Source organism: Enterobacter sp. T1-1, from assembly GCF_000710795.1.
GTDB classification, from domain to species: Bacteria; Pseudomonadota; Gammaproteobacteria; order Enterobacterales; family Enterobacteriaceae; genus Enterobacter; species Enterobacter cloacae.
The window spans coordinates 1-23918 of sequence record NZ_JALW01000088.1 but is presented as its reverse complement, the minus strand read 5'-3'; the positions used below and the strand labels follow the sequence as shown (position 1 = coordinate 23918).

26 protein-coding genes are annotated in these 23918 nt (G+C 54.8%); 9 read left to right on the top strand and 17 right to left on the bottom strand.

Annotation, left to right across the window (positions count from 1 at the left end; translation table 11 throughout):
- Positions 1–62: 62 nt before the first annotated feature.
- From AK59_RS0122555 to AK59_RS0122520, 8 genes are all read right to left on the bottom strand, one after another.
- A complete protein-coding gene (locus AK59_RS0122555; RefSeq protein WP_013096940.1) occupies positions 63–674 on the bottom strand; it encodes a response regulator transcription factor in 612 nt (203 codons plus the stop codon).
- Positions 667–1995, bottom strand: a complete 1329-nt coding sequence (locus tag AK59_RS0122550; RefSeq protein ID WP_029883876.1) for a sensor histidine kinase — start codon at positions 1993–1995, stop codon at positions 667–669. The genes AK59_RS0122555 and AK59_RS0122550 overlap by 8 nt, the downstream gene beginning before the upstream one ends.
- A gap of 72 nt (positions 1996–2067) precedes the next feature.
- On the bottom strand, positions 2068–3474 hold the full coding sequence (locus tag AK59_RS0122545) for a DUF1996 domain-containing protein (RefSeq protein WP_029883875.1): 1407 nt from the start codon (positions 3472–3474) through the stop codon (positions 2068–2070).
- Between the two features lie 144 nt (positions 3475–3618).
- On the bottom strand, positions 3619–3786 hold the full coding sequence (locus AK59_RS1000000125175) for a hypothetical protein (protein ID WP_008500610.1): 168 nt from the start codon (positions 3784–3786) through the stop codon (positions 3619–3621).
- 118 nt (positions 3787–3904) lie between these two features.
- The gene (fumD, locus tag AK59_RS0122535; RefSeq protein ID WP_029883874.1) at positions 3905–4114 is read right to left on the bottom strand and encodes a fumarate hydratase FumD; all 210 of its coding nucleotides are present in this window, start codon (positions 4112–4114) and stop codon (positions 3905–3907) included.
- Positions 4115–4223: 109 nt separating this feature from the next.
- Positions 4224–5036 (bottom strand): MetQ/NlpA family ABC transporter substrate-binding protein, encoded by an 813-nt coding sequence (locus AK59_RS0122530; protein ID WP_013096945.1) that lies wholly within the window; start codon positions 5034–5036, stop codon positions 4224–4226.
- Between the two features lie 24 nt (positions 5037–5060).
- Positions 5061–5729, bottom strand: coding sequence for a methionine ABC transporter permease (locus AK59_RS0122525; protein WP_013096946.1), 669 nt, complete (start codon positions 5727–5729; stop codon positions 5061–5063).
- Positions 5722–6744: a methionine ABC transporter ATP-binding protein gene (locus AK59_RS0122520; RefSeq protein ID WP_020688322.1), complete on the bottom strand. Its 1023-nt coding sequence runs from the start codon at positions 6742–6744 to the stop codon at positions 5722–5724. Before AK59_RS0122520 ends, AK59_RS0122525 begins: the two co-directional genes overlap by 8 nt.
- Positions 6745–7142: 398 nt before the next feature.
- On the opposite strand from AK59_RS0122520, the gene AK59_RS0122515 reads away from it, so the two are divergent.
- The 5 genes from AK59_RS0122515 to lpp all read left to right on the top strand — a co-directional run bounded on the left by AK59_RS0122515 (position 7143) and on the right by lpp (position 12007).
- The gene (locus AK59_RS0122515) at positions 7143–8513 is read left to right on the top strand and encodes a pyridoxal-phosphate dependent enzyme (protein WP_013096948.1); all 1371 of its coding nucleotides are present in this window, start codon (positions 7143–7145) and stop codon (positions 8511–8513) included.
- Between the two features lie 10 nt (positions 8514–8523).
- A complete protein-coding gene (locus tag AK59_RS0122510) occupies positions 8524–9669 on the top strand; it encodes a trans-sulfuration enzyme family protein (protein ID WP_029883873.1) in 1146 nt (381 codons plus the stop codon).
- Positions 9670–9742: 73 nt separating this feature from the next.
- Entirely contained in the window at positions 9743–10039 is a 297-nt protein-coding gene (gene ynhH / locus AK59_RS1000000125530; RefSeq protein ID WP_418250441.1) for a protein YnhH, read from the top strand.
- A gap of 7 nt (positions 10040–10046) precedes the next feature.
- Entirely contained in the window at positions 10047–11459 is a 1413-nt protein-coding gene (gene pykF / locus AK59_RS0122505) for a pyruvate kinase PykF (RefSeq protein ID WP_013096950.1), read from the top strand.
- 311 nt (positions 11460–11770) lie between these two features.
- Positions 11771–12007: a murein lipoprotein Lpp gene (lpp, locus tag AK59_RS0122500; protein WP_001082307.1), complete on the top strand. Its 237-nt coding sequence runs from the start codon at positions 11771–11773 to the stop codon at positions 12005–12007.
- Between the two features lie 61 nt (positions 12008–12068).
- Here lpp and ldtE read toward each other — a convergent pair whose 3' ends face one another.
- The 9 genes from ldtE to AK59_RS0122455 all read right to left on the bottom strand — a co-directional run bounded on the left by ldtE (position 12069) and on the right by AK59_RS0122455 (position 21150).
- A complete protein-coding gene (gene ldtE / locus AK59_RS0122495; protein WP_023620680.1) occupies positions 12069–13082 on the bottom strand; it encodes a L,D-transpeptidase LdtE in 1014 nt (337 codons plus the stop codon).
- Between the two features lie 97 nt (positions 13083–13179).
- On the bottom strand, positions 13180–13596 hold the full coding sequence (gene sufE / locus AK59_RS0122490) for a cysteine desulfuration protein SufE (RefSeq protein WP_013096952.1): 417 nt from the start codon (positions 13594–13596) through the stop codon (positions 13180–13182).
- Positions 13597–13610: 14 nt separating this feature from the next.
- Positions 13611–14831, bottom strand: a complete 1221-nt coding sequence (gene sufS, locus AK59_RS0122485) for a cysteine desulfurase SufS (RefSeq protein ID WP_029883872.1) — start codon at positions 14829–14831, stop codon at positions 13611–13613.
- Entirely contained in the window at positions 14828–16099 is a 1272-nt protein-coding gene (gene sufD, locus AK59_RS0122480) for a Fe-S cluster assembly protein SufD (protein ID WP_029883871.1), read from the bottom strand. Before sufD ends, sufS begins: the two co-directional genes overlap by 4 nt.
- Positions 16074–16820, bottom strand: coding sequence for a Fe-S cluster assembly ATPase SufC (sufC, locus tag AK59_RS0122475; RefSeq protein WP_013096955.1), 747 nt, complete (start codon positions 16818–16820; stop codon positions 16074–16076). The genes sufD and sufC overlap by 26 nt, the downstream gene beginning before the upstream one ends.
- Positions 16821–16829: 9 nt before the next feature.
- A complete protein-coding gene (gene sufB, locus AK59_RS0122470; RefSeq protein WP_013096956.1) occupies positions 16830–18320 on the bottom strand; it encodes a Fe-S cluster assembly protein SufB in 1491 nt (496 codons plus the stop codon).
- A gap of 8 nt (positions 18321–18328) precedes the next feature.
- The gene (gene sufA, locus AK59_RS0122465; protein ID WP_008500631.1) at positions 18329–18697 is read right to left on the bottom strand and encodes a Fe-S cluster assembly scaffold SufA; all 369 of its coding nucleotides are present in this window, start codon (positions 18695–18697) and stop codon (positions 18329–18331) included.
- 313 nt (positions 18698–19010) lie between these two features.
- Complete coding sequence (locus AK59_RS0122460; RefSeq protein WP_013096958.1) at positions 19011–19739, bottom strand: MerR family transcriptional regulator; 729 nt, start codon at positions 19737–19739, stop codon at positions 19011–19013.
- Between the two features lie 190 nt (positions 19740–19929).
- A complete protein-coding gene (locus AK59_RS0122455) occupies positions 19930–21150 on the bottom strand; it encodes a diguanylate phosphodiesterase (RefSeq protein ID WP_029883870.1) in 1221 nt (406 codons plus the stop codon).
- Between the two features lie 341 nt (positions 21151–21491).
- Here AK59_RS0122455 and ycgZ point away from each other — a divergent pair, with 341 nt between their 5' ends.
- From ycgZ to AK59_RS0122435, 4 genes are all read left to right on the top strand, one after another.
- A complete protein-coding gene (ycgZ, locus tag AK59_RS0122450) occupies positions 21492–21731 on the top strand; it encodes a regulatory protein YcgZ (RefSeq protein WP_013096960.1) in 240 nt (79 codons plus the stop codon).
- A 4-nt stretch (positions 21732–21735) separates the two neighbouring features.
- Complete coding sequence (locus tag AK59_RS1000000125345; RefSeq protein WP_029883869.1) at positions 21736–22056, top strand: hypothetical protein; 321 nt, start codon at positions 21736–21738, stop codon at positions 22054–22056.
- 29 nt (positions 22057–22085) lie between these two features.
- A complete protein-coding gene (locus tag AK59_RS0122440; RefSeq protein ID WP_013096961.1) occupies positions 22086–22364 on the top strand; it encodes a biofilm development regulator YmgB/AriR family protein in 279 nt (92 codons plus the stop codon).
- 176 nt (positions 22365–22540) lie between these two features.
- On the top strand, positions 22541–23918 hold a 1378-nt coding region (locus AK59_RS0122435), incomplete at its 3' end, for a molybdopterin oxidoreductase family protein (protein WP_156037815.1).

The window sequence follows — 23918 nt, the reverse complement described above, 5'->3', positions numbered from 1 at the left end:
GCAGAGCGTACCCCGCCGGGCGATGAAACATAATTCGGTTGAATACGCACTCAACCTGGTAGTTATACGGATTGCAATTTATCGTATTCGCGTATTGCCTGAACCAGACTGCCGACGCCAAGCTTGGTAAACGCCGCCGCGCGGTGCGCTTCCACCGTCCGTGGCGAGAGATTCAGCCGGGCGGCCACCTCTTTGTTGCTGAGCCCTTTCATCAACTCCCCCAGCACCTCATGCTCCCGCGCGGTTAATTGTGCGAAGCGCGCTTTCACCCGGGAGGTTTCCTGCCAGCCGGCAAACCGGCGCTGACTCTCCTCAAAGGCTAACCCTACCGTTTCGATAAGCTTATCGGCATCCAGCGGCTTGGTGAAAAATTCAAACACGCCGTTACGAAATGCCCGACGACAGGCATCTACGGTCCCGTGCCCGGTCATGATGATCACCGGCAGCAGGGGCCAGGGCCATTTCCCCTCCTCAAGCCAGGTGAGCCCGCCTTTGCCTGGCATCCGCATATCCAGCAACATGCAGCCTACCAGCTCTGTGTCCCGTGCATGGGCCGCGGTAAAGGCATCAACGCTTTCAAACGTCCTGACCGGCCACCCCATGCCCGAAAGCAAAAACGCCATTGACTCTCTGATAGATTCATCATCATCAATCAGCCAGATTGTGTTATCCAACCGTAGCCTCCTTTCCGTTTGCCAGTTGTAGCCGGATCTCTGCCCCGCCCTGCGGTGCATTGCCCAGCGTAATCGATCCATTCATACGCGTCATTAATGATTCCGTTAAGGTCATTCCCAGTCCAATGCCCTCTTCCCGGCCGCTGTAAAACGGCATAAAGGCATTTTGTAACGCCTCCGGGCTAAAGCCTGGCCCGCCATCCGTCACGGTAATCTGAATGCCGCTCTCGGTTTTGTGGCTTTCAATCTTTACCCAGCCAGCAGGACTCGCCTGTTGGGCCTGAATCGCATTGCTGAGCAGATTATGCAGCACCTGCTCCAGCCAGAGCGGGTCGGCCAGCACGGTGGTGGCCCCGGGGGCAAACGCATGACTGACCGAGATATGCTCAGCCCTGCGCTCATGCTCAAGTAAGTTCACCACCTGCAGCCAGCATGCTGCCAGATCGGTTTCCCGCAGGGTGACTTTCTCCTTCACAACGTGCTCGCGAAAACGGGTTAATAATGCGCTAATACGCTGCGTTTGCGTCAGCGCAGCCGACAGCGCCTGCGACACGGCCTGGCCGTTTTCCTGCTGTAACTGACGCTGCGCGCCCTGGATCCACGTCTGGACGGCGGTCAGCGGCTGGTTTATCTCATGCACAATACCGGCGGTGATCTCCCCCAAAGTATTGAGCCTGGCGTGCTGGTAATAGCGCGCCCTTTGCTCGGCGTCTTTACGTGCTTTACGCTGCCAGAGCACCACGCTTGCCAGCACAATCACTATCCCCCAGCCGATAAATAGTAAGGGGTAAACAGACAAGGAGACGCCAAACCAGTCCGGCCGGGAATCCGCTTCAAGCGTAAAAGGTTGCGTATGTTGCGGGAAGGAGCGTTGCCAGTGCCAGAATGCGTCAGAGGGCCGTTCTTCTCCGGTCGGTATAAAGCGGATCCCCAGATGGGTAAACGGATGATGCGCATTCAGAATCGGGCCGAGATCCACCCGCACGCGGATCTGACGCCAGGGGTTATAAAGCCAGTATTGCATCTCGTGGGCAGGCTCCACCCGCGCCGCATCCAGTGGGCGTCCCGTCGTTTTTTCCAGCGTGAGCAGATGGGGGAATTTTTTGCGCAAGGCAGCAATGTCTTCATCGCCATTCAGAAGCGGTAAGACCGATTCATTTTGCGTCAGGACCGCGCTTAATTCGGAAAATAACGCCGAGAACTCACGGTCTCGCTCCCAGAACTGACGGCGAATTTGTTCGGCGTAGAGCAGTACGCCGCTGAGTGTGCACGCTATCGCCCAAAGAACGATAGCGCGTTTCATCATGCTGTTGGTGGTCATTGCGTTAACAGGGGCAGTGGCGAATGCCGAGACCTTACCAGCTAACCCTGTTAAGAACAAAAAAACGTGGGGTCAGACCTCCGGCGTATGTTTAAAGCCAGTCAGCATGAGCATTAACCCGTCTGGTGATGAGGCTGGTTCAAACTGATAATGATTCCCCTGGCGATCGCCACCGATATACCACGAGATCTCGGTTTTCCCTTCCGCCAGCGCCTTACGCACGGCTTTATCCACGTCGACCATCCGGTATTCACGAACATGGTTCAGATAAAGCACGGCATCGGAACGGTAATTACAGGCCGGACGCGACGACCACTTCACGGTCGCAGGATCCCAGTCATTACTGGCCGGATAAAAGAAAATCTGATCGGCCCCATTGTTTTCAACCTTCCCACCGAAAATACGAACGCGGTATTTAAACAAGGACGGATCCTGCCCGGCGGGCAGCGGTGGGATATGGAATTTTACCAGGCTCAGCGTCTCGCTGTTTTTTGTGCGTCCACCGTTCTGCCAGTTATCTTCTACCAGTAACACCTGCGGTGAAGGCTGAGTGATGTTCGGTTCAAGACTGCTGAGCCAGACATTGGCCTTCGCCATAGAATAACCATAGGGCACGGTTGAACCACAATCCATACCGCGGTTCATGCAGCGTTCGGTCATAAAGCGGGCGGCATCGTCCGTCCAGCCGTTCATGAAATCGGCATGCGCCGTATAGAGGCTACCCCAGCGTTCTTCACGTTCAGCCCCCTGCATCACCGGATCGAGTGACAGTTGCGCCTGACGGGTGTCCAGGCGGGTAATACCATGCAGCACGTAAGCCACATTCATGTTAACCGTTGGAATTTTTACCGGGAACGCGCTCGGGCACTGGCCGTTAACGTCATACGCCGCATTGGCCAGACCGTGGTCGGGCTTAAGATTCACACCGTCCCAGCAGTTCGGAAATTGAATGCCAATATTAAACTGGACGGCATCGTTAGCTTTACGTAGCCCGCACACCTCCCCGATTTTGCTGCTATAGCCATTCCCGTTCGCGCATAAAAAGCTGATATGGGGGTTGGGCGTGCTGCCGTGATGATCCCCGGCGAGCAGCGACAGCCCGGCCGGGAACGGGTGCAAGGGATAGGCATCAACCTTCGAGGCCTGATAATAGGTTTTTTGGTAGGCCGGTTTGACCACCGTTCCGTCGGGTAATCTCAGAGAAGGCGCCCAGTAGGCAGAGCCGTCAGCCTTGTTATCACAGGTCGTCTCTTCATGCTGGCGCAAGGTTTCCCGGGTTGAAAAGGCATCGGTATGGGTATTGCCAAAGAAATCGTGCCACATGGCCTGGTTGGGCATACCAAACATCATGATGGCGTCATCGCCGAGGGTGTGGGAGTAACTGCAGACCACATGCGCCTGTGGCCCGGCATGGGCCGCCTGCATGGCAATCAGTAACGCGGTGGTTAAAAGGGCGGGCGTGAATACAGTCCGTTTCATCTTCATCTCCATCTGTGAAAGGAGATATTGGTAACAAAACGGTTTGCGTTAACCGAGGATTTCCCAGCGTATTTTTCCGCTCATCCACGCTTTACAGCATCGATGCACAGCTCATTCCAGTACATTTCGCGCGTGCGGCGCAGTTCAGCGTGGCGTTTTATCATGGAACCACTCCGGGTCAATGTTGGCCACGTCCACGCCATACAGACTGGCGACAGGCAGTATCGACTCAAGAACACGTTGCGCACTGTTCTCCGCATTCGCGGGCCGGGTCGCAAAAAACCGCCGTAACGTGCTTATCCACTTTTTCATCGTCTTTACCCCTCTCGCTTTACCTGACTTCAGTAAAACACGCCTCCATCAGGAAGGGGAAATAACAATAACGACTGTTGATATACAGGATTTGAGTAACTCGCGAAACGCTGGTGCCTTACCCGGCCAGCGCCTCCACCACTGTCTCCATCGCCTGGGTGGTTAACTCGCTCCGTTTTACGCGCTGGTTCGCCAGCGCCGTACGCAGTACCCCGGCAATCACGATATGCTTGGGCTCCTGCCCTAAGTCACGCATCTCCAGAACGACTTTCCCTACCACCCGACACATCTCCTGGTACAGCTCTTCGTCTTTGGTCACATTGCCCATGGCGATCCACTCCGTTGCCCTAAACCGTCAGCTTAAATGATCCCTCGCCCGGATACAAAAAAGAAGCCCGGCGAGAAACTCACCGGGCTTCCTAAGCTAAATCAATTAATTAGTTATTTACCGGGATCACCGCGCCTTTGTACTTGGTGCGGATCCAGTCCTGAATCTCTTTGGAGTGCAGCACGTTCACCAGCGCAACGATATCTTTCTTCTTCTCGTCACCGCGATGTACGGTAATGATATTGGCATACGGGTTGTTTTCACCGCTCTCAACCGCAATCGGGTCGTGAACCGGATCCAGACCGGCGTCAATTGCGTAGTTGGCGTTGATCACGACCGCCGCGCCTTCATCGTTGTTATACATCTGCGGCAGCAGAGACGCTTCCACGTTAGGGGTGAACTGCAGCTTTTTCGGGTTCTCCACGATGTCGCTGATGCGCGCGGTCACTTTGTCGATGCCAGGCTTCAGCTTGATCACCCCCTCTTTTTCGAAGATAGAGAGAATACGCCCCTCTTCAGAAACGGCATCACGCATGATGATTTTGCCGCCTTCCGGCAGGTCTTTCAGCGACTTGTATTTTTTGGAGTAGATGCCGATGGGCTCGATGTGGATCGCGCCTGCGCTGACAAAATCATAATCCTTATCGCCTTCGTGATCTTTCAGCACGCTGTTCAGGTAAGGGATGTGCTGGAAGTAGTTCGCGTCAATGTCATGACCCGCCAGGGCAGTGTTGGGCAGAATGTAGTCCTGGAACGGTTTGATCTCCAGGTCGATACCCTGCTTCGCCAGAATCGGCTTCGCCTGCTCAAGAATTTCAGCATGTGGCGTATTGGACGCGCCCACAGTGAGGGTGTCAGCCCAGGAGGCAAAGCTCAGGGCGCTGAGGGTTGCTGCGGCGATCAGTGTCAGTGTCTTTTTCATGATGATGGTTCCTGTGTGTATTTATTAGCGTTTATCTAACAGTGAGGTAATGATGTCGCCGCAGAACTGGATAACAAAAACGATGATCAAAATGGTCACCGTTGCCACCAGCGTGACGTCACCATGGTTGCGCTGGAATCCTTCCAGATAAGCCAGATTTCCCAACCCACCGGCGCCAATCACCCCGGCCATTGCGCTGTAGCTCACCAGCGCAATCAGCGTCACCGTAATACCAGAAACCAGTGCGGGTGATGATTCCGGCAGTAAAACCCGAAACACTAAGGTGCTCAGTCGTGCCCCCATTGAGCGCGTTGCTTCTATGACCCCTTTGTCCACTTCGCGCAGGGCGATCTCCACCAGGCGGGCGTAGAACGGTGCGGCGCCCACAATCAGGGCAGGCAGTGCCGCGTTAGCTCCCAGGATGGTGCCAACAACGGTCTTGGTGAACGGGATCAGCAAAACAATCAGAATGATGAACGGGATAGAGCGGAAAACGTTCACCACAATTGAAATGACGCTATAGACCGTGCGGTTGTGGAACAATCCGCCGCGGGCGGTTAAAAACAGCGCCAGACCCAGTACGATCCCCAGCACAAAGGTCGCCACACCGGAGAGCGCGGTCATGTACAGCGTCTCAAGCGTTGCCGCCCAGAGCTGATCCCACTTCAGATGCGGAAAGAGATTCTCAGCCATGTTTAATCACCTCGCCTTCAATATCGCTGTGCTTCAGGTCGGCGAGGATATTGTTCAGTTGTTCATCGGATGCCACCACGTGTACCCACAGCTGGCCAAACACGCCGTGCGCCGTCTGGGTCATTTTTCCGTGCAGAATGTTAAACGGCAGGCCGTAGCGCAGCGTCAATTCACCCACAATCGGTTTATGTGTGCTGTGCCCGGTGAAGGTCAGACGGATGACCGTCCCTTCCAGATCGTTTGCCAGCTCGGTATTAAAGGTCTCTTCCTCGGCGTACTGGCTCACCTGGCGGACAAACTGCTGCGTAATCGGCTGCTGCGGATGGGTAAAGACGCTCAGCACGTCGCCCTCTTCCACCACTTTACCGTTCTCCATCACCGCCACCCGGTCACAGATTTTGCGCACCACGTGCATCTCGTGGGTAATGAGGACGATGGTCAACCTGAACCGACGATTAATGTCCAGCAGCAGATCGAGGATCTGATCGGTGGTCTGTGGGTCGAGCGCAGAGGTGGCTTCGTCACAGAGCAATACATCCGGGTTATTCGCCAGCGCACGCGCAATGCCCACGCGCTGCTTTTGCCCGCCGCTCAGCTGCGACGGATACGCATTTTCGCGGCCTTTCAGCCCGACCAGTTCCACCAGCTCGGCCACGCGGGCCTGAATCCTGGCCTTTGGCACCCCGGCGATCTGCATCGAAAAGGCAATGTTTTCCGCTACCGTTCGCGACCAGAGCAGGTTGAAGTGCTGGAACACCATGCTGATCTTCAGACGCGCCTGTCGCAGCGCTTCCCCCTTTGCGGCAGAAATGTCCTGACCGTTAATGGTCACGCTGCCGCTGCTCGGTTTTTCCAGGCCATTTAACAGGCGGATAAGCGTACTTTTCCCCGCGCCGCTGTAGCCAATAATGCCGTATATCTGCCCCTGCTCAATCGTCAGATTGACGTTATCAACGGCCGTGAGCGCCACCTTGCCGTTGTCAAAGACCTTCGAAATATTGCTGAGAACAATCATTCTTATTCGTTATCCGTCCGCCCTGGCGGTTTAGAAGTATGGATGTCCAAACGATAGTAATCAGCCGTTACTTGCTTTTAAATGAACAAAAAAGCATGTGTTATAACCAGCGGGAATAAACACTGCCTGTCGCGGGCGGGACCCGTTTAGACCAATTTCAGCAATGTTTATCTGCACGATGCATATGTCAGAGGCGACCCACGCCAAAAACGCGCATTTTTTCAACATATTCTGTTGATATAGCCATCCTCACATCCGGAGCACTTTACGTCTTGCTATCCTGACATCCAAAAACACCATTTATATTCTTTTCTGTTCTAAAAAGCAGAGATTCGTTCTTTCTTGCGAAATTTTCACCGCCCTATCATCCCGTCATGACCTCCTGAAAGGAAAAACCCATGACGATTTACCACTCCGTCACTGAACTGATTGGCCAAACACCGGTTATCCAGCTGCATAAACTGGACACCGGCCTCTGCTCGCTGTTTCTGAAACTGGAGAACCAGAACCCGGGTGGCTCTATAAAGGACCGCGTGGCGCTGTCGATGATTAATGAAGCGGAGCGCACCGGCCAGCTGCAGCCGGGCGGCACGATTATTGAGGCCACGGCGGGGAATACCGGCCTGGGTCTGGCCCTGATCGCCGCCCAGAAAGGCTATTCGCTGATCCTGGTGGTACCGGACAAAATGAGCCGCGAGAAAATCTTCCACCTTCGCGCGCTGGGTGCCCAGGTGGTACTGACGCGTTCGGACGTCAATAAGGGCCATCCCGCCTATTACCAGGATTACGCCCGGCGTCTGGCGAGTGAACTGCCCGGCGCGTTTTACATCGACCAGTTCAACAACGAAGCCAATCCGCTGGCGCACCGTACCACCACCGCGCCGGAGCTGTTTGAACAGCTTAACGGCAGGATCGACGCCATCGTGGTGGGCGTGGGATCAGGCGGCACGCTGGGTGGCCTGCAGGCGTGGTTCGCCGAACACTCTCCGCACACGGAGTTTGTCCTCGCAGACCCGGCAGGATCGGTTCTGGCCGACCAGGTGGAAACCGGACGCTACCGCGACGCGGGCTCCTGGCTGGTTGAGGGAATTGGCGAAGACTTTATTCCGCCACTGGCCCACATTGACGGGGTGAATCGCGCCTGGCGCATCACCGACCGCGACGCGTTCGCCACCGCGCGCGAGCTGCTGAAAACGGAAGGCATTCTGGCTGGCTCCTCCAGCGGAACCCTGCTGGCAGCCGCGCTGAAGTATTGCCAGGCACAGACCACGCCGAAACGCGTGGTGACCTTCGCCTGCGACAGCGGCAACAAATACCTCTCAAAGATGTTCAACGATGACTGGATGCGCCAGCAGGGGCTGATGTCCCGCCCGCAGGCAGGCGATCTCTCTGACTACATTGCACTGCGCCACGACGAGGGCGCCACCGTCACCGCCGCCCCGGACGACACGCTTTCCACCGTACTGGCACGCATGCGCCTGTATGACATCTCGCAGCTGCCGGTGCTGGAGAACGGCAAGGTGGTAGGCATTATTGATGAGTGGGATCTGCTGCGCCACATTGGCGGCGACGGGGCTCGCTTTGCCCTCCCCGTCACGGCGGCCATGACGCAACAGGTGGAGATTCTTGATAAGCACGCGCCGGAAAGCGCCCTGCACGCCATCTTCGACCGCGGTCTGGTGGCGGTGATTAATGACAATGACCGTTTTCTGGGTCTGATCACCCGCAGCGATCTCCTCACCGCCTGGCGCAACCGTCTACAGCAATAAGGAAACAAGAATGAAAAATCTCGCCACGCTCAGCGTACACAGCGGCCAGGTTAACGATCAACACGGCGCGGTCATGCCGCCCATTTACGCCACCTCGACGTTTGCGCAACCGTCGCCGGGGGAGCATACCGGCTACGAATATTCCCGAAGCGGCAATCCTACCCGCCATGCGCTGGAAACCGCCATCGCCGAACTGGAAGGCGGCACGCGCGGCTATGCTTTTGCCTCCGGTCTGGCCGCCATTTCCACCGTACTGGAGCTGCTGGATAAAGACAGCCATATCGTCGCCATTGATGACGTGTATGGCGGCACCTACCGTCTGATTGAAAACGTGCGCAAGCGCAGCACCGGGCTGCGGGTCAGCTGGGTAAAGCCCGACGATCTGGCCGCGCTGGAAGCCGCCATTGGTCCCCAAACGCGCATGATTTGGGTGGAGACGCCGACTAACCCGCTGCTGAAACTGGCCGACCTGGCAGCCATCGGGGCCATTGCCCGCCGCCATAACGTGATAAGCGTGGCGGATAATACCTTCGCCTCCCCGGTCATTCACCGTCCGCTGGAGCTGGGTTTTGATATCGTAGTGCACTCCGCCACCAAATACCTGAACGGCCATTCCGACGTGGTAGCCGGGCTGGCGGTGGTGGGCGATAACCCGGCGCTGGCGGAACGGTTGGGGTATCTGCAAAACGCCATCGGCGGCGTGCTCGATCCCTTCAGCAGTTTTCTGACGCTGCGCGGAATGCGTACCCTGGCTCTGCGGATGGAAAAGCACAGCAGCAACGCGCTGGCGATTGCGCAATGGCTTGCGCAGCAGCCGCAGGTCGAAAAGGTGTTCTATCCGGGGCTGGATTCGCACCCGCACTATCAGCTCGCCCGCAGGCAAATGGCGCTGCCGGGCGGGATGATTTCCGTCGTGGTGAAAGGCGATGCGCAACGTGCGACGGAGGTGATCCGCAAGCTGAAGCTGTTCACCCTCGCAGAAAGTCTCGGCGGTGTGGAAAGCCTGGTGAGTCAGCCCTACAGCATGACCCACGCCTCAATTCCGCGCGAGCAGCGTCTGGCTAACGGCATTGTGCCGCAGCTAATCCGCCTGTCCGTGGGGATCGAAGAGGCAGACGATCTGATTGCCGATCTGAGTCAGGCGCTGGAAAAATAAGCAAAAGGCGGCAGGCCCCTCGCCTGCCGCCATAAGATGTCATTATGCCTTAACGCATTGATAACAATATTATGTGAAACTGCACAGATTATTTCTGAAACACCGTTTCCATTTTCCTTTTATCTTAAAATCAGCGTATAATGCGCGCCAAATCCCTGGTGAATGGTTTCAGCGCTTGGAATACAAAAAACAACGTACAACTTCTCCTCTCCTTCGTTGGGCTGTCACTCAGGCACACTTTCTTCTGCACGCTCATTTGATGTCTCCTATCCTTAGTGCGTGTCATATACTCTTTTGCAACACAGGTTTGACTCCGCGGCGGTGCGCCCCCGGAGCGAGATTTCCATATCCTTCCCAACTTAAAGACTAAGACTGTCATGAAAAAGACGAAAATTGTTTGTACCATCGGCCCGAAAACCGAATCTGAAGAGATGCTGACCAAAATGCTGGACGCCGGCATGAACGTTATGCGTCTGAACTTCTCTCACGGTGACTACGCTGAACATGGTCAGCGTATCCAGAACTTGCGCAACGTCATGAGCAAGACCGGTAAAAAAGCCGCCATCCTGCTGGATACCAAAGGTCCTGAAATCCGCACCATCAAACTGGAAGGCGGTAACGACGTCTCCCTGAAAGCGGGCCAGACCTTCACCTTCACCACTGACAAGTCTGTGGTCGGTAACAGCGAAATCGTTGCGGTAACCTATGAAGGCTTCACCAGCGATCTGTCTGTGGGTAACACCGTGCTGGTAGACGATGGTCTGATCGGAATGGAAGTCACCGCCATCGAAGGCAACAAAGTCATCTGTAAAGTGCTGAACAACGGCGACCTGGGCGAAAACAAAGGCGTTAACCTGCCAGGCGTTTCTATCGCGCTGCCAGCACTGGCTGAAAAAGACAAACAAGACCTGATCTTCGGCTGCGAGCAAGGCGTTGATTTCGTTGCTGCCTCCTTCATCCGTAAACGTTCCGACGTGGTTGAAATCCGTGAGCACCTGAAAGCGCACGGCGGCGAGAAGATCCAGATCATCTCCAAAATCGAAAACCAGGAAGGCCTGAACAACTTCGACGAAATCCTCGAAGCGTCTGACGGTATCATGGTTGCGCGTGGCGACCTGGGTGTTGAAATCCCGGTTGAAGAAGTGATCTTCGCGCAGAAGATGATGATCGAGAAATGTGTCCGCGCACGTAAAGTGGTTATCACTGCCACCCAGATGCTGGATTCCATGATCAAAAACCCACGTCCAACCCGCGCAGAAGCAGGCGACGTGGCGAACGCCATCCTCGACGGTACTGATGCCGTCATGCTGTCTGGCGAATCTGCGAAAGGTAAATATCCGCTGGAAGCGGTGTCCATTATGGCCACCATCTGCGAGCGTACTGACCGCGTGATGACCAGCCGTCTGGACTTCAACAACGACAGCCGCAAACTGCGCATCACTGAAGCGGTTTGCCGCGGTGCGGTAGAAACGGCTGAGAAGCTGGAAGCGCCACTGATCGTGGTTGCAACCCAGGGCGGTAAATCTGCGCGTGCCGTACGTAAATACTTCCCGGATGCTACCATCCTGGCGCTGACCACCAATGAAACCACTGCGCGTCAGCTGGTGCTGAGCAAAGGTGTTGTTGCGCACCTGGTAAAAGAGATCGCCTCTACCGACGATTTCTATATTCAGGGTAAAGAACTGGCGCTGGAAAGCGGCCTGGCACAGAAAGGCGACGTGGTGGTAATGGTATCGGGTGCACTGGTACCGAGTGGTACAACCAATACCGCATCTGTTCACGTGCTGTAATAATGTTCAAACGAATTAGTTTTTGATAAAAAGCGTCCTTCGGGGCGCTTTTTTTATTCGTGGTATTAGCCAACTCTATTCAAAAAGCAAATCGGGTTTTTCTATTTAATCGCGATTTATGTAAGATGAATCCGATGAAAAATGCCTTTTTTAACATAGCTTTTTCGACAAAAATGCCGAATTCGTTGCTTCTTTGAGCGAACGATCAAAAATAGGCGTATTCCCATCAAAAAAATATTCTCAACCCAAAAAAGTTTGTGTAATACTTGTAACGCTACATGGAGATTAACTCAATCTAGAGGGTATTAATAATGAATCGTACTAAACTGGTACTGGGCGCGGTAATCCTGGGTTCTACTCTGCTGGCAGGTTGCTCCAGCAACGCTAAAATCGATCAGCTGTCTTCTGACGTTCAGACTCTGAACGCTAAAGTTGACCAGCTGAGCAACGACGTGAACGCAATGCGTTCCGACGTTCAGGCTGCTAAAGACGACGCAGCTCGCGCTAACCAGCGTCTGGACAACCAGGCTACTAAATACCGTAAGTAATAGTACCTGTTAATAAAATGGCGCACATTGTGCGCCATTTTTTTTGCCTGCGTCAAACGTCCTACTGCGTCACCTTCTCGCCATCCTCTTCCGTTACCGCAGCAGAGACACGGCTGTTCTGTACGGACTGCACGTTGTTGCTGGCTGATGGGCCGTTAGCCGCCGATACGGCGACCGGGATCCCCGCCCGGCGCGACAAGGCTTTATCAATAAGCGCTTTATCACTTCCCGCCTGAGAAACAAACGAGGCAAAGTCAGCGGAATGGGTAATAGGTGTAATCTGCGGGTTTTCTCCCTCCACCTGCGCCAGCGGACGATGTACTTCAATATAGCGTTTGCCATCCGGCTCGACGGAGAACTTCACCGGCTCATTAATAATCTGCACCCGTGTGCCGACCCGCACCTGTTCGAACAGGGCTTTAATGTCTGGGGCGTTCATGCGCATACAGCCCGAACTGACCCGCAGACCAACGCTGTCCGGCGCACTGGTACCGTGGATGAGATATTCCCCATTGCCCACGCCTAAACGCAGTGCAAAGCGTCCCAGCGGGTTATTTGGCCCGGCGGGTACGACCGGTGGCAATTTAATGCCCTGTTCCAGAGAGCGTGCTCTGATGCCCGGCGTCGGGGTCCAGGTTGGATTAGGGATCTTCTGACTCACGCGGGTCGTCGTGACCGGCGTCTCCAGCCCCAGCTGTCCAATCCCCAGCGGGAAAACCTGAACAATATTTCCCCCCGGCGGATAGTAGTAGAGCCGTAACTCGGCCAGGTTCACCACAATACCTTCGCGTGGCGTATCCGGAAGCAGCATCTGGGATGGAATGGTAATCACCGTTCCCGGCGCAGGGTTTACCGGCGCAATGGTATTATTGGTTTCAAGGATGAGCTGTGCCGCAGTATTAAACCGACGTGCGATGGTCTGAAGTTTGGTATCCCCTTCCTGTATTGTGTAGGTTTGATTCTGCCCAATCAGACGGCTGCCTGCGGGCGGTAACGGATAATCCATCGCACTGGCCGAATTAAGAGCGCCGAGCGAACCAAGGAGTAAGAGTGTTATTAGAGACGCGCGCTTCATGCTGAGATTCCTTATTCACTGACAGAACGCCAGAAAGCTGAAAAACCAGCGAGGCGGGAACCACCTCGCGAAACAGAATGAATGCTGTCCTGTAAGTCTAGCTAATGATTGCAGCTTTGGCGCGGATGGCGCGAATCATCGCTTCCAGCCCCTGGGAGCGGGACGGGGTGAGGTGTTGGGTCAGGGCCATTTTTTCAAACCACGGGCGCACATCAAAGGCGACAATATCCTGCGCGGACATCTGGTGGTAGAGAATAAAGACCACGGCGATAAGCCCTTTCACAATCGCGGCATCGCTGTCGCCGTGCAATTCAATCGTACCGTCGCCCTTTTGCTCCATCACAATCCACACCTGGCTCTGGCAGCCCTGAATAATATTATCCGGGTTATGCGCCGCTTCACTGAGCGGCGGCAAACGCTGCCCCAGCTCAATAATATAGAGATACTTTTCTTCCCAGTTTGCGCAACGTCCGAAGTTACGCAGTAATTTATCTTTGTCCGGCAACTCTGCCATTGTTCGCTTCTCCGTTAGCCCAGCAACTGGTGAATGCGTTTTAGCCCCGCCACCAGCCTGTCGACCTCTTCCGTTGTGTTGTACATCACCAGCGACGCGCGGCACATTGCCGGGACCTGATAAAATGCCATCAGCGGCATGGCACAGTGGTGCCCCGTACGCACGGCCACGCCATAGTTATCGAGGAAACTGCCCACATCATAGGCATGGTGTTTTCCCAGATTGAACGCAATCACGCCCTGCCGGTTGGCCGGGCCATACAGGGTCAACTCGGGCACGCTGGCAAGCTCCTGCAGCGCGTAGTGCATCAGCATCTGCTCATACTCCTGGATGGCCTCAAGGCCAATGGAGGAGACATAAGAGAGAGCAGCCCCAAGCCCGATAATCCCGCCGGTATTGGGCGTACCAGCCTCAAAACGCCACGGCGCGCGCGCGTAGGTGGTCCCTTCCGACAGGCTGACGGTGGCGATCATCGAGCCGCCCCCTTCCCACGGCGGCATGGCCTGCAAAATATCGTCTTTCACATACAACACGCCGATCCCGGTTGGGCCATAAAGCTTATGCCCGGAGAAGACGTAAAAATCGCAGTCCAGCGCCTGAACATCCACCGCGTGATGCATCACCGCCTGAGCGCCATCAATCAGGACCTTCGCGCCCGCCCGGTGGGCTTTTTCGACGATCTCTGCTACCGGGTTTTCGGTGCCCAGCACGTTAGAGACCTGGGTTATCGCCACCAGCCGCGTGCGGTCGTCCAGCAGGGCATCAAGGTGCTCAAGCTGAAGCGTGCCGTCCTGATGCAACGGGATGACCCGTAGCGCAGCACCCACACGCTCACAGAGCATCTGCCACGGCACTATATTGGCGTGGTGTTCCATCTCGGTGATGATGATGTTATCGCCCGCGTGCACCTGCGCATTGCCCCAACTGTTGGCAACCAGGTTGATCCCTTCCGTCGTGCCGCGCACAAACACCAGCTCTTCCGGCGAGCGCGCATTCAGAAAAGCGGCCACCTGGGTGCGGACGTTCTCCATACGCTGGGTCGCCTCTGCGCTCAGCGTATGAATACCGCGATGCACGGCGGCGTAACCGTGGCGGTAGAATTCGGCTTCTGCATCCACCACCTGATTCGGTTTTTGCGCGCTGGCAGCGCTGTCGAGATAGGCCAGCGGCAGTCCATTCACTTCACGGGTCAGAACCGGGAAATCGGCCCGTACTTTCTCTACGGGAAAACTCATGCTGCGCCTCCAGGCAGACGCTGACCAATACGGGCCAGCACCTGCTGTTTTAACAGGCCATCGTCCAGCGCCTCCGTCAGCTCTGCGGCAAAGGCGTAGATAATCATTTTCTGCGCCGCCTGCTGGTCAATACCGCGCGAACGCAAATAGAACATCTGTTCATCGTCAATGCGCCCGACCGTGGCGCCGTGGCTGCATTTGACGTCGTCGGCATAGATCTCCAGCTGCGGCTTGGTGTCCACTTCTGCCAGGCGCCCCAGCAGCAGGTTGTTGTTGGTCATCTGCCCGTCGGTCTTAATGGCGTGTTGCGCCACATTGATCAGACCGTTAAACACCGCACGGCCTTTGTCGCTGACAATGGTTTTGTGCAACTGGCGGCTGTTACAGTAGCCTTTGTTGTGCTCAAGCCAGGTCCGCGTATCACACACTTCCGATTTGACCGGCATCGCCAGGCTGTTGATGCGCAGGGTGGTGTTCTCGCCGTTAAGCTGCGTACTGGTATTGTGACGCAATACCGCGCCCCCCAGCAGGAAGCTGTGGCTGTATGCCGCTGCATCTTGTCCAAGCAGGATATCGTTATGCGCAAAGTGGTGACTCTGCGGGTTCTCGAATGCCAGCTTGATATGGTGCAGCTGAGCGTTGGCGGCGACATTCATCGTCAGGCGCGCCCCGGTAAAGTGGCTGGTATCGTTGAGGCTGACGTAATGTTCAATAATCGTGGCTTCCGCCCCCTCCGCCAGCTCCAGATGGTGGCGATAGTGCGCGGTATTGATTTCATCGCCGTCCAGGCCCTGGGTGATGTGCATCAGCAGCAGCGGTTTCGCCGGGCGCTGGTTTCGCTTCACGTGAATCTGCGTCACACTCTGCGCCAGGCTCTCGGTAAGGTGCAAAAAGACCTCCGGCTGCACGGGTGCCGTCAGGCTCTGGCGCTCATCATTAATGGCGATCGTATAACCGCTCTCGTCGGTGCTGTCGCTCAGATCAGGACGGAACTGGCCGTCGACAAACACCAGGCGCAGGGCATCCACATTCAGCGCCAGTGCATCGCGCTGCGTCGGTGTGATATCCGCCCGTTGCGAGACAAATTCAGCGTTCAGCAGGCCCTCAAGCGGCGTGTACTTCCAGTTCTCATGTTTACGCGTGGGTAAACCGAGGCGCAGCATCTGTTGCAGGTGCTGTTGTGCCTGCTCAGAACGCCTTCCGCCCTGCGCTTCAAACAGGCGGTGCCACTGCTGGAGCGCATTACTGCTGTTCGGTAAGCCAGCCATAACCCTGCTCCTCCAGTTGTTTGACCAGCGTGAAATCACCGGATTTCACAATGCGCCCCTGGTAAAGCACGTGGACGTAATCCGGTTTGATGTAGTCAAGAATACGCTGATAGTGGGTGACGATAATGAATGACCGTTTGCCGTCGCGCAGAGAATTCACCCCGTCGGCGACAATCTTGAGTGCATCGATATCCAGACCGGAATCGGTCTCATCCAGAATGCACAGTTCAGGTTCAAGCACCGCCATCTGCAGAATGTCGTTGCGCTTCTTCTCGCCGCCGGAGAAACCGACGTTTACCGAGCGGGTCAGCAGATCTTCCGGCATTTTCAGCAGCTTGATCTTCTCTTCCATCAGGTCCTGAAAATCAAAACGATCCAGCGCCTCCAGGCCACGGTATTTGCGTACCGCGTTGAGCGCCGTTTGCAGGAAGAACTGATTACTGACGCCCGGAATTTCGACCGGATACTGGAAAGCCATAAAGATGCCCTCCCCCGCACGCTCTTCCGGCGACATCTCCAGCAAATCTTTGCCGTTAAACTCCACCGAGCCGTTGGTCACTTCGTAATCTTCGCGTCCCGCCAGCGTCGCTGAAAGCGTACTTTTCCCGGAGCCATTCGGCCCCATAATGGCGTGGACTTCACCCGGCTTGACGTCAAAATTGAGGCCACGCAGGATGGCTTTGTCTTCCACGCTAACCTGTAAATCTTTAATACTTAACATGTGCTTTCCTTAACCGACGCTGTGTTCAAGACTAATGGCGAGGAGTTTCTGGGCTTCAACGGCAAATTCCAGCGGCAGTTCAGAGAACACGTCCTTACAGAAGCCGTTGACAATCATCGAGATGGCATCTTCTTCACTGATCCCGCGCTGCAGGCAGTAGAAGAGCTGATCTTCCCCGATACGCGACGTTGTCGCCTCATGCTCAAGCTGGGCGCTGTTGTTGCGACACTCCACGTACGGGAAGGTATGCGCGCCGCAGTCTGCGCCAATCAGCATGGAGTCACACTGGGTAAAGTTTCGCGCGTTGGTGGCCGTAGGCATAATTTTCACCAGCCCGCGATAGCTGTTCTGGCTGTGTCCGGCGGAAATACCTTTTGAGATGATGGTCGATTTGGTGTTTTTACCAATGTGGATCATCTTGGTGCCGGTATCCGCCTGCTGATGGCCGCTGGTCAGCGCAACGGAATAAAACTCGCCGATGGAGTTATCCCCGCGCAAAATACAGCTCGGATACTTCCAGGTAATGGCCGAGCCGGTTTCAGACTGGGTCCAGGACATCTTGCTGTTTTCGCCTTCGCACAGCGCACGCTTGGTGACGAAGTTGAGGATACCGCCGGTATTACCGTCGCCCGGGAACCAGTTCTGCACCGTGGAGTATTTCACTTCGGCGTCTTTATGGATGATGACTTCAACCACCGCGGCGTGGAGCTGGTAGCTGTCGCGCACCGGCGCGGAACACCCTTCGATGTAGCTGACGTAGCTGCCTTCGTCCGCCACCAGAATGGTGCGCTCGAACTGGCCGGTCTTTTCCGCATTGATGCGGAAATAGGTCGACAGCTCCATTGGACAACGTACCCCTTTCGGCACGTAGATGAAGGTGCCGTCTGAGGCGACCGCTGCGTTGAGCGCCGCGAAGAAGTTGTCGTTAGACGGCACCACGGTGCCAATGTACTTTTTCACCAGTTCCGGGTGATCGTGGATCGCTTCGCCGAAAGAGCAGAAAATGATCCCCTGTTCTGCCAGCTTCTCACGGTAGGTGGTTGCCACCGAGACAGAGTCAAAAATGGCGTCCACCGCCACCTCTTTCCCCTCGCGAACCGGCACGCCAAGCTGGTTAAACGCCTCTTCCACCTCTTTACTCAGGAAGCTATTATCCGCGCCAGTTTGCTGTACCGCGCCGGGCTGCGAGGCGCAGGTGTCGTCACAGCTGCCGCAGGAAGGTGCAGAGTAGTAGCTGTAATCCTGATAATTTAACTTATCGTAGTGGGCTTTCAGCCAGTGCGGCTCTTCCATCTCCAGCCAGGCCCGGTAAGCGCTCAGGCGGAATTCGAGCATCCACTCCGGCTCGTTACGTTTGGCTGAAATTGCGCGCACGACATCTTCATTGATGCCCTTCGCCAGTTCATCAGTTTGCAGCTGGGTGAAGAACCCCTCTTTATAGTTGAGGTGTCCGCCGCTCCAGGTATTTACTTCACTCGTTGCTTCAGTATTACGAGACATAGTACCGCCTATACCCCAAAGCTTTCGCCGCAGCCACATTCGTTCTGGGCTTTCGGGTTATGAAATTTGAATAACTGGTTTAAACCTTCACGCACGTAGTCCACTTCAGTGCCGTCGATAAACGGCATCGCCTGAAGCGCGACATACAGTTTTGCGCCATCCGTTTCAAACACCAGATCATCTTTTTCGGGTTCGGTGACGGTGTCGAGCACATAACCAAACCCCGCGCAGCCGGTCTGCTTAACCCCTAAACGCACGCCGAGGATCTCTGGCTTTTTCGCCACCAGCTCATGAATATGTGCCGCCGCCGCTGGCGTGAGCGTTAAACCGCGCCAGGCGAAATCGGCAGGGTTAAAGGTTTCTGAATGCAGTTCCATAGGTCCACCTCATCTGATAAGCCATCAGGGCATAACACCATGTTAGTGATAACGATTATCACTTCAACCCTCTGACAGCAGGGGCATTAGGCTTAATCGCCCTTTTTGCCTGGTTTTATTAAGCATAGACCCTGTGAGAGGATGCTGGCGGGATGGATTTAATTGTTCAATGCATTGATTAATAATGCATTTCGCTGCGTCGTTCGTCTGATTAAAAGGAAAAGCAAAATATGCATCGGAAATGCCTATTTTTGAGATAGCTTTTGCGCAGGACAGGACAGAAAGAAAAAAAGGCCCTCAAGGCCTCTGATGATTAATGATGAAAGGCGACGGAAAAACCCTGTTCACGCCAGTGATCGAGCTGTTCCTGCTGACGGGGCGTGGGCGATTTTCCCGTCCATACAAAGAGTTTCTGCCCGGGGAAGAGTTCGGGACGCGGTGAATCAATCGGCTCTGCCAGCACGTCGATATGCCAGCCCTTATTGGCTAAGCGCGCGGCTTCAAGCCACAGATGAGTGCGGTCGTCGCACTCCCAACCGATGAGCAACGCATCTTTACCAGCTTTTTTACGCGATTCTGCCAGGCTTGCCACGGCGAATTCGATCAGCACACCATCAAACAGGCTCGCCATGTGGCGCACCGTATTTTGATCCTGATTCATGCGCTGCCTTACGGGGGTAATAATGTTGTCGATCAGCGCATCCATGGCGTGATCGCGGCGAAACTCGCCAATTTTTGCGCGCAGTTTTGCCGGGCTGGCATAGCGCAAAACGGTCATCATCTCTTCCTGGAAAGCGGCCCAGTTACCCTGGGTCATCACTTCCTTGTTTTCCAGCAAGGCTTTTACTTTCCCCACCGAAACGCCTGATTTCATCAGACGTTTGATCTCTTCAATACGCAGGATATCCTCGTCGTCGAACTGACGATGACCCCCTTCACTGCGCTGCGGCTTCAACAAACCATAACGGCGCTGCCAGGCACGCAGCGTAACGGGGTTGATACCGCATCGTTCGGCGACTTCGCCGATACTGTAATAGGCCATTAACTCCCTCACGCTCAATACTTCCATACCCAACCACAGCAACCTTATCAGATTGTACAAGCTATTTGTATAACTAAGACCTCAGTTTGAAACAGGTGAATGGTGAGGACACCATCCACGCCGTTAACTCTATTGTTGTCTAAATTCCGCCTTACGTACAGTTAACTCTGCCAAAGGTTGTACAGCTTTATCACAATCCAGACTTTTTCTCGGGCCACGAAATTGCCGGAACGCCGCCATGTCGGGGGCTGGCAAACAGGTGTCCCTGGAACTGGGAAATTCCCGCAGATTCCAGCCACATCCACTCCTCAGCCTTCTCTACGCCAACGGCGCAGAACTGAATTTCCAGCGAGGAACAGCACTTGATAATCGCCTGAATGATGGCCTGACGCGGACCGCTTTTATGCACATCCAGCACCAGATCGCGATTAATCTTAATTCTGTCCGGCTGGAACTGGGCCAGCAACTGCAGCCCGGCAAAACCGGCCCCGAAGTGATCGATCGTCACGCTGATACCGGCACTTTTTAACTGCCGGACCGAATGGGTAAACTCATCGAAGCGCGAGATGGCTTCACTTTCGGTGAATTCCACCACAATTTGCTCCGGCACAAAGCCGTTCGCGTCGATAGCGGAGAGCAGGAAATCGACGGCATGCGGGACATTGACCAGCGTCATGGGCAACAGGTTAATCGACAGCGTCTGATTCTGTAACCCCAGCGCACTGGCCATGGAGAGCGCAACCTGTTTGCTGTGCAAATCTGCTGCGTAGACCTCTTCGCGCGGAAGCGCCGCAAAATAGGCCCGTGGCGAGTCGCCGGATGGCGTGCGCAGCAGTGCTTCCCAGGAGACCACCTCCTGCATAAAGGGATCCACAATCGGCTGAAATGCAAAGCTGCAGTCCGCCCCTTTTGCTACCACCGGCGGTTGTGCGGATAACGGCGTCTCCTCGGGGATAAAATCCCAGGCATCGGCGGGCGGCAATTCAAAATAGTTGGCCTTCTCGGTTGCCTCAACAAACGTGCGGAAGAATTGCAACGGACGATCGTTATAGGTCAGCTGATAGCGGGTCGTGCCCTTATTAAGCACCTGCTGAAGAACATCTTCCCGGTCGAAGTGACGCAAATCAAAGAGCTCCATCCCAACATTGCCAAAACGCCGGGAAGGTCCGTGATCGCGCATCAGTTCCACCACATTGTGGTGACGCGGATCGCGGCAGATCTGCTCATAAATGGCGGTCACGTTTTCGACTGGCCCTTCGAGCAACTGAAAAAAGTGCGTGCCGTTAAACAACAGGATCCCCGTGACGTCGGATTGTCGGTTTTTACTATCTGCAGCAGCGACCATGGTTTCCAGCGCTTTCACCGGAACGTCATCGCAGATATGGCTGCGGTATATGATGGTTGTCAGCATGCTTTTCCTGGAGGGGTTAGGGGTTTGGCCACGAAAACGCGTGGATAGAGTTCTGTTATAGCATATTAATTGTCAGGCAAATAATTTACGTCTCAATGATTTAGGACGTTTATGACCCGAGTTTTCGATGTTGTACAACTTAACCACGACTCTTCAAGTTGTACAATATATTCTGTTACGATACCGTTACAAACTCCATGAATAACCCACTGAAATGTAAAAAGTTTATAAAATATATCATAAAATATTTAAAAATCTGTACATTTTTAATGTACAGATTTGGGATTTATGTATACCTTAAATGTAACGTTAGTGATTACTAAATTTTACAGGAGCGAAACATGCAACAGAACGGTTACGTCGCAGATTCTGCCGCCGCTATTGCGCAGTACTTCGAAAAAGCCGCGCTTCCAACGCAACAGGAAACGCTGGGTGAAGTTGTGGTTGAAATTCTTAGCGACGGGCGAAACCTCAACCGCAAGTCGCTCTGCACCAAACTTTTAAGTCGCCTCGAAAAGGCCGAAGGGCCGGAAGAGGAACAGCATTACCACATGCTGCTTGGTTTGCTCTTCGAACGGTAACGTTATGAATCGCAGTGACGCTGAAAGACTCACAGACCAGCTTATCGGTGAAGCCGTGCTTTCCCTCCTGAAAGAACGGGGGCCACTGACGACCGATTCTCTGGTACAGCGTCTGCGTAAAATGCAAATACATGAAAAGGATCCCCGGCGGCGGGAGACACTGGCGAGGGTGATAGCCGACATCGGCTCAAAAAACAGCGCCTTTATACGTCGCAGAACCGCGCAAGGACGACCAATCAGAGAGGGATCTCTCAAGGATAACAGAGACAATGTAGTGCCGTTATTTGGTGATGGAAAACCGTCCAATCCCAGGAAAATACATTGACTGCAATTTAACAGCTACGGTGAGAACAAATGAGACAGAATATTCAGCCACAACCCGAATACCATTCGGCTTTTCTGGACAGCGCTTTGTCGGAGTATTTCCGCCACGCTGGCGATCGTTTTGCTGAAGAATCCGCGATTTTTTCTACTGCAGTACGTTGTGTCCTGGCCACGGAAGGTCACCTTACCAACAAAGCGATCATTCTCTGGCTGATCCAGACGCTGGAAGCGACGGATGACGTGGTTCAGGCCGACGTCATTCGTAAAACGCTGGAAATTGTTGTGGGTTACACAATGGACGACCTTTAAAATTAGCTAACGTGTCATCGTCATAACTGTCGACCAGCCTGACGATGACACCCCTCCCCCCCTCATAACACCCTGTGAAACACGCATCGTAAAGATGGCACACTTCCTGCTTACTCCTCTTTACGGGATCGGGCTCTCCGGTCATCTTGCTTCATTTCTTAACAGGTCTGTTATTGATGAAAAAAATCGCCAGCGTCTGCCCTTACTGTGGTGCAGGCTGTAAATTAAACCTCGTTGTTGAAAATAACCGTATTATCCGTGCCGAAGCCGCAGACGGCGTAACCAATCAGGGCACCTTGTGCCTGAAAGGCTTTTACGGCTGGGACTTCCTTAACGATACCCGCTTGCTCACCCCTCGCCTGACGCAACCGATGATCCGCTACCACAAAGGCGAACCCTTTACCCCGGTCACCTGGGACGAGGCCATTCGTTATACCGCCAACAAGCTTAAAAACATTAAAGCGCAGTTCGGCCCGCGGTCCATCATGACCACCGGCTCTTCCCGGGGGACGGGCAATGAAACCAACTATGTGATGCAGAAATTCGCCCGTGCGGTACTCCATACCAACAACGTGGACTGCTGCGCACGCGTCTGCCACGGGCCTTCCGTGGCGGGTTTGCAGGAAACGCTGGGCAACGGCGCGATGAGTAATTCCATTAACGACATTGAACACTCAAAATGCCTGCTGGTTTTCGGATACAACTGCGCCGATTCCCATCCAATAGTCGCCCGCCGCGTGCTGAAAGCCCGTGAGAACGGTGCGAAAATTATCGTCTGCGATCCGCGTCGGATTGAAACAGCCCGCATTGCCGACCAACATCTGCAACTGAAAAACGGCAGCAATATGGCACTGGTTAACGCCTTTGGCTATGTGCTGCTGGAAGAGGAGTTGTACGACAAAAACTACGTCGCACGCTTCACGGAGGGGCTTGAGGCCTACCGGCAGACGGTGAAAGAGTACGCGCCAGAGAAGGTCGAACATCTGACCGGCATACCCGCCCACGATGTCCGCCAGGCGATGCGCACTTTCGCAGCGGCCCCTTCCGCGACCGTGATGTGGGGAATGGGCGTCACACAGTTTGGTCAGGCCGTAGATGTGGTAAAAGGGCTTTCGAGTCTGGCGCTGTTAACCGGTAATCTTGGTCGCCCTGCCGTCGGCGTCGGTCCCGTTCGCGGACAAAATAACGTGCAGGGAGCGTGTGACATGGGCGTATTGCCCAATATGTTCCCCGGCTATCAGGACGTGACGGACCCGGCTGTCAGGCAGAAGTTCGCCGATGCCTGGGGAATTGACGTTACGGTAATGGACGATCGCGTCGGCACGCGTATTACCGAGGTGCCGCATCTCGCCCTGGAAGGTAAAGTCAAAGCCTATTACATCATGGGGGAAGACCCGCTGCAGACCGAGGCCGACCTGGGCCTGGTGCGCAGCGGCTTTGAGGCGCTCGACTTTGTGGTGGTACAGGACATCTTCATGACCAAAACGGCGGAAGTGGCGGGGGGTTTTTTTTCCCCCCCCCCCTGGGGGGGAACCGGGGGGGGGTCTTTTCCGG

Bases quoted from the DNA above. Each gene is read 5' to 3' on its own strand.
- AK59_RS0122520 (WP_020688322.1), bottom strand. From the start codon at position 6,744: ATGATTGTTCTCAGCAATATTTCGAAGGTCTTTGACAACGGCAAGGTG.
- sufE (WP_013096952.1), bottom strand. From the start codon at position 13,596: ATGGCAGAGTTGCCGGACAAAGATAAATTACTGCGTAACTTCGGACGT.
- pykF (WP_013096950.1), top strand. From the start codon at position 10,047: ATGAAAAAGACGAAAATTGTTTGTACCATCGGCCCGAAAACCGAATCT.
- AK59_RS0122550 (WP_029883876.1), bottom strand. From the start codon at position 1,995: ATGACCACCAACAGCATGATGAAACGCGCTATCGTTCTTTGGGCGATA.
- AK59_RS0122525 (WP_013096946.1), bottom strand. From the start codon at position 5,729: ATGGCTGAGAATCTCTTTCCGCATCTGAAGTGGGATCAGCTCTGGGCG.
- AK59_RS0122530 (WP_013096945.1), bottom strand. From the start codon at position 5,036: ATGAAAAAGACACTGACACTGATCGCCGCAGCAACCCTCAGCGCCCTG.
- ldtE (WP_023620680.1), bottom strand. From the start codon at position 13,082: ATGAAGCGCGCGTCTCTAATAACACTCTTACTCCTTGGTTCGCTCGGC.
- sufB (WP_013096956.1), bottom strand. From the start codon at position 18,320: ATGTCTCGTAATACTGAAGCAACGAGTGAAGTAAATACCTGGAGCGGC.
- sufD (WP_029883871.1), bottom strand. From the start codon at position 16,099: ATGGCTGGCTTACCGAACAGCAGTAATGCGCTCCAGCAGTGGCACCGC.
- AK59_RS0122515 (WP_013096948.1), top strand. From the start codon at position 7,143: ATGACGATTTACCACTCCGTCACTGAACTGATTGGCCAAACACCGGTT.
- fumD (WP_029883874.1), bottom strand. From the start codon at position 4,114: ATGGGCAATGTGACCAAAGACGAAGAGCTGTACCAGGAGATGTGTCGG.
- sufC (WP_013096955.1), bottom strand. From the start codon at position 16,820: ATGTTAAGTATTAAAGATTTACAGGTTAGCGTGGAAGACAAAGCCATC.
- AK59_RS0122440 (WP_013096961.1), top strand. From the start codon at position 22,086: ATGAGACAGAATATTCAGCCACAACCCGAATACCATTCGGCTTTTCTG.
- sufA (WP_008500631.1), bottom strand. From the start codon at position 18,697: ATGGAACTGCATTCAGAAACCTTTAACCCTGCCGATTTCGCCTGGCGC.
- ycgZ (WP_013096960.1), top strand. From the start codon at position 21,492: ATGCAACAGAACGGTTACGTCGCAGATTCTGCCGCCGCTATTGCGCAG.
- lpp (WP_001082307.1), top strand. From the start codon at position 11,771: ATGAATCGTACTAAACTGGTACTGGGCGCGGTAATCCTGGGTTCTACT.
- AK59_RS0122460 (WP_013096958.1), bottom strand. From the start codon at position 19,739: ATGGCCTATTACAGTATCGGCGAAGTCGCCGAACGATGCGGTATCAAC.
- AK59_RS0122545 (WP_029883875.1), bottom strand. From the start codon at position 3,474: ATGAAACGGACTGTATTCACGCCCGCCCTTTTAACCACCGCGTTACTG.
- AK59_RS0122510 (WP_029883873.1), top strand. From the start codon at position 8,524: ATGAAAAATCTCGCCACGCTCAGCGTACACAGCGGCCAGGTTAACGAT.
- sufS (WP_029883872.1), bottom strand. From the start codon at position 14,831: ATGAGTTTTCCCGTAGAGAAAGTACGGGCCGATTTCCCGGTTCTGACC.
- AK59_RS0122455 (WP_029883870.1), bottom strand. From the start codon at position 21,150: ATGCTGACAACCATCATATACCGCAGCCATATCTGCGATGACGTTCCG.
- AK59_RS1000000125175 (WP_008500610.1), bottom strand. From the start codon at position 3,786: ATGAAAAAGTGGATAAGCACGTTACGGCGGTTTTTTGCGACCCGGCCC.
- AK59_RS1000000125345 (WP_029883869.1), top strand. From the start codon at position 21,736: ATGAATCGCAGTGACGCTGAAAGACTCACAGACCAGCTTATCGGTGAA.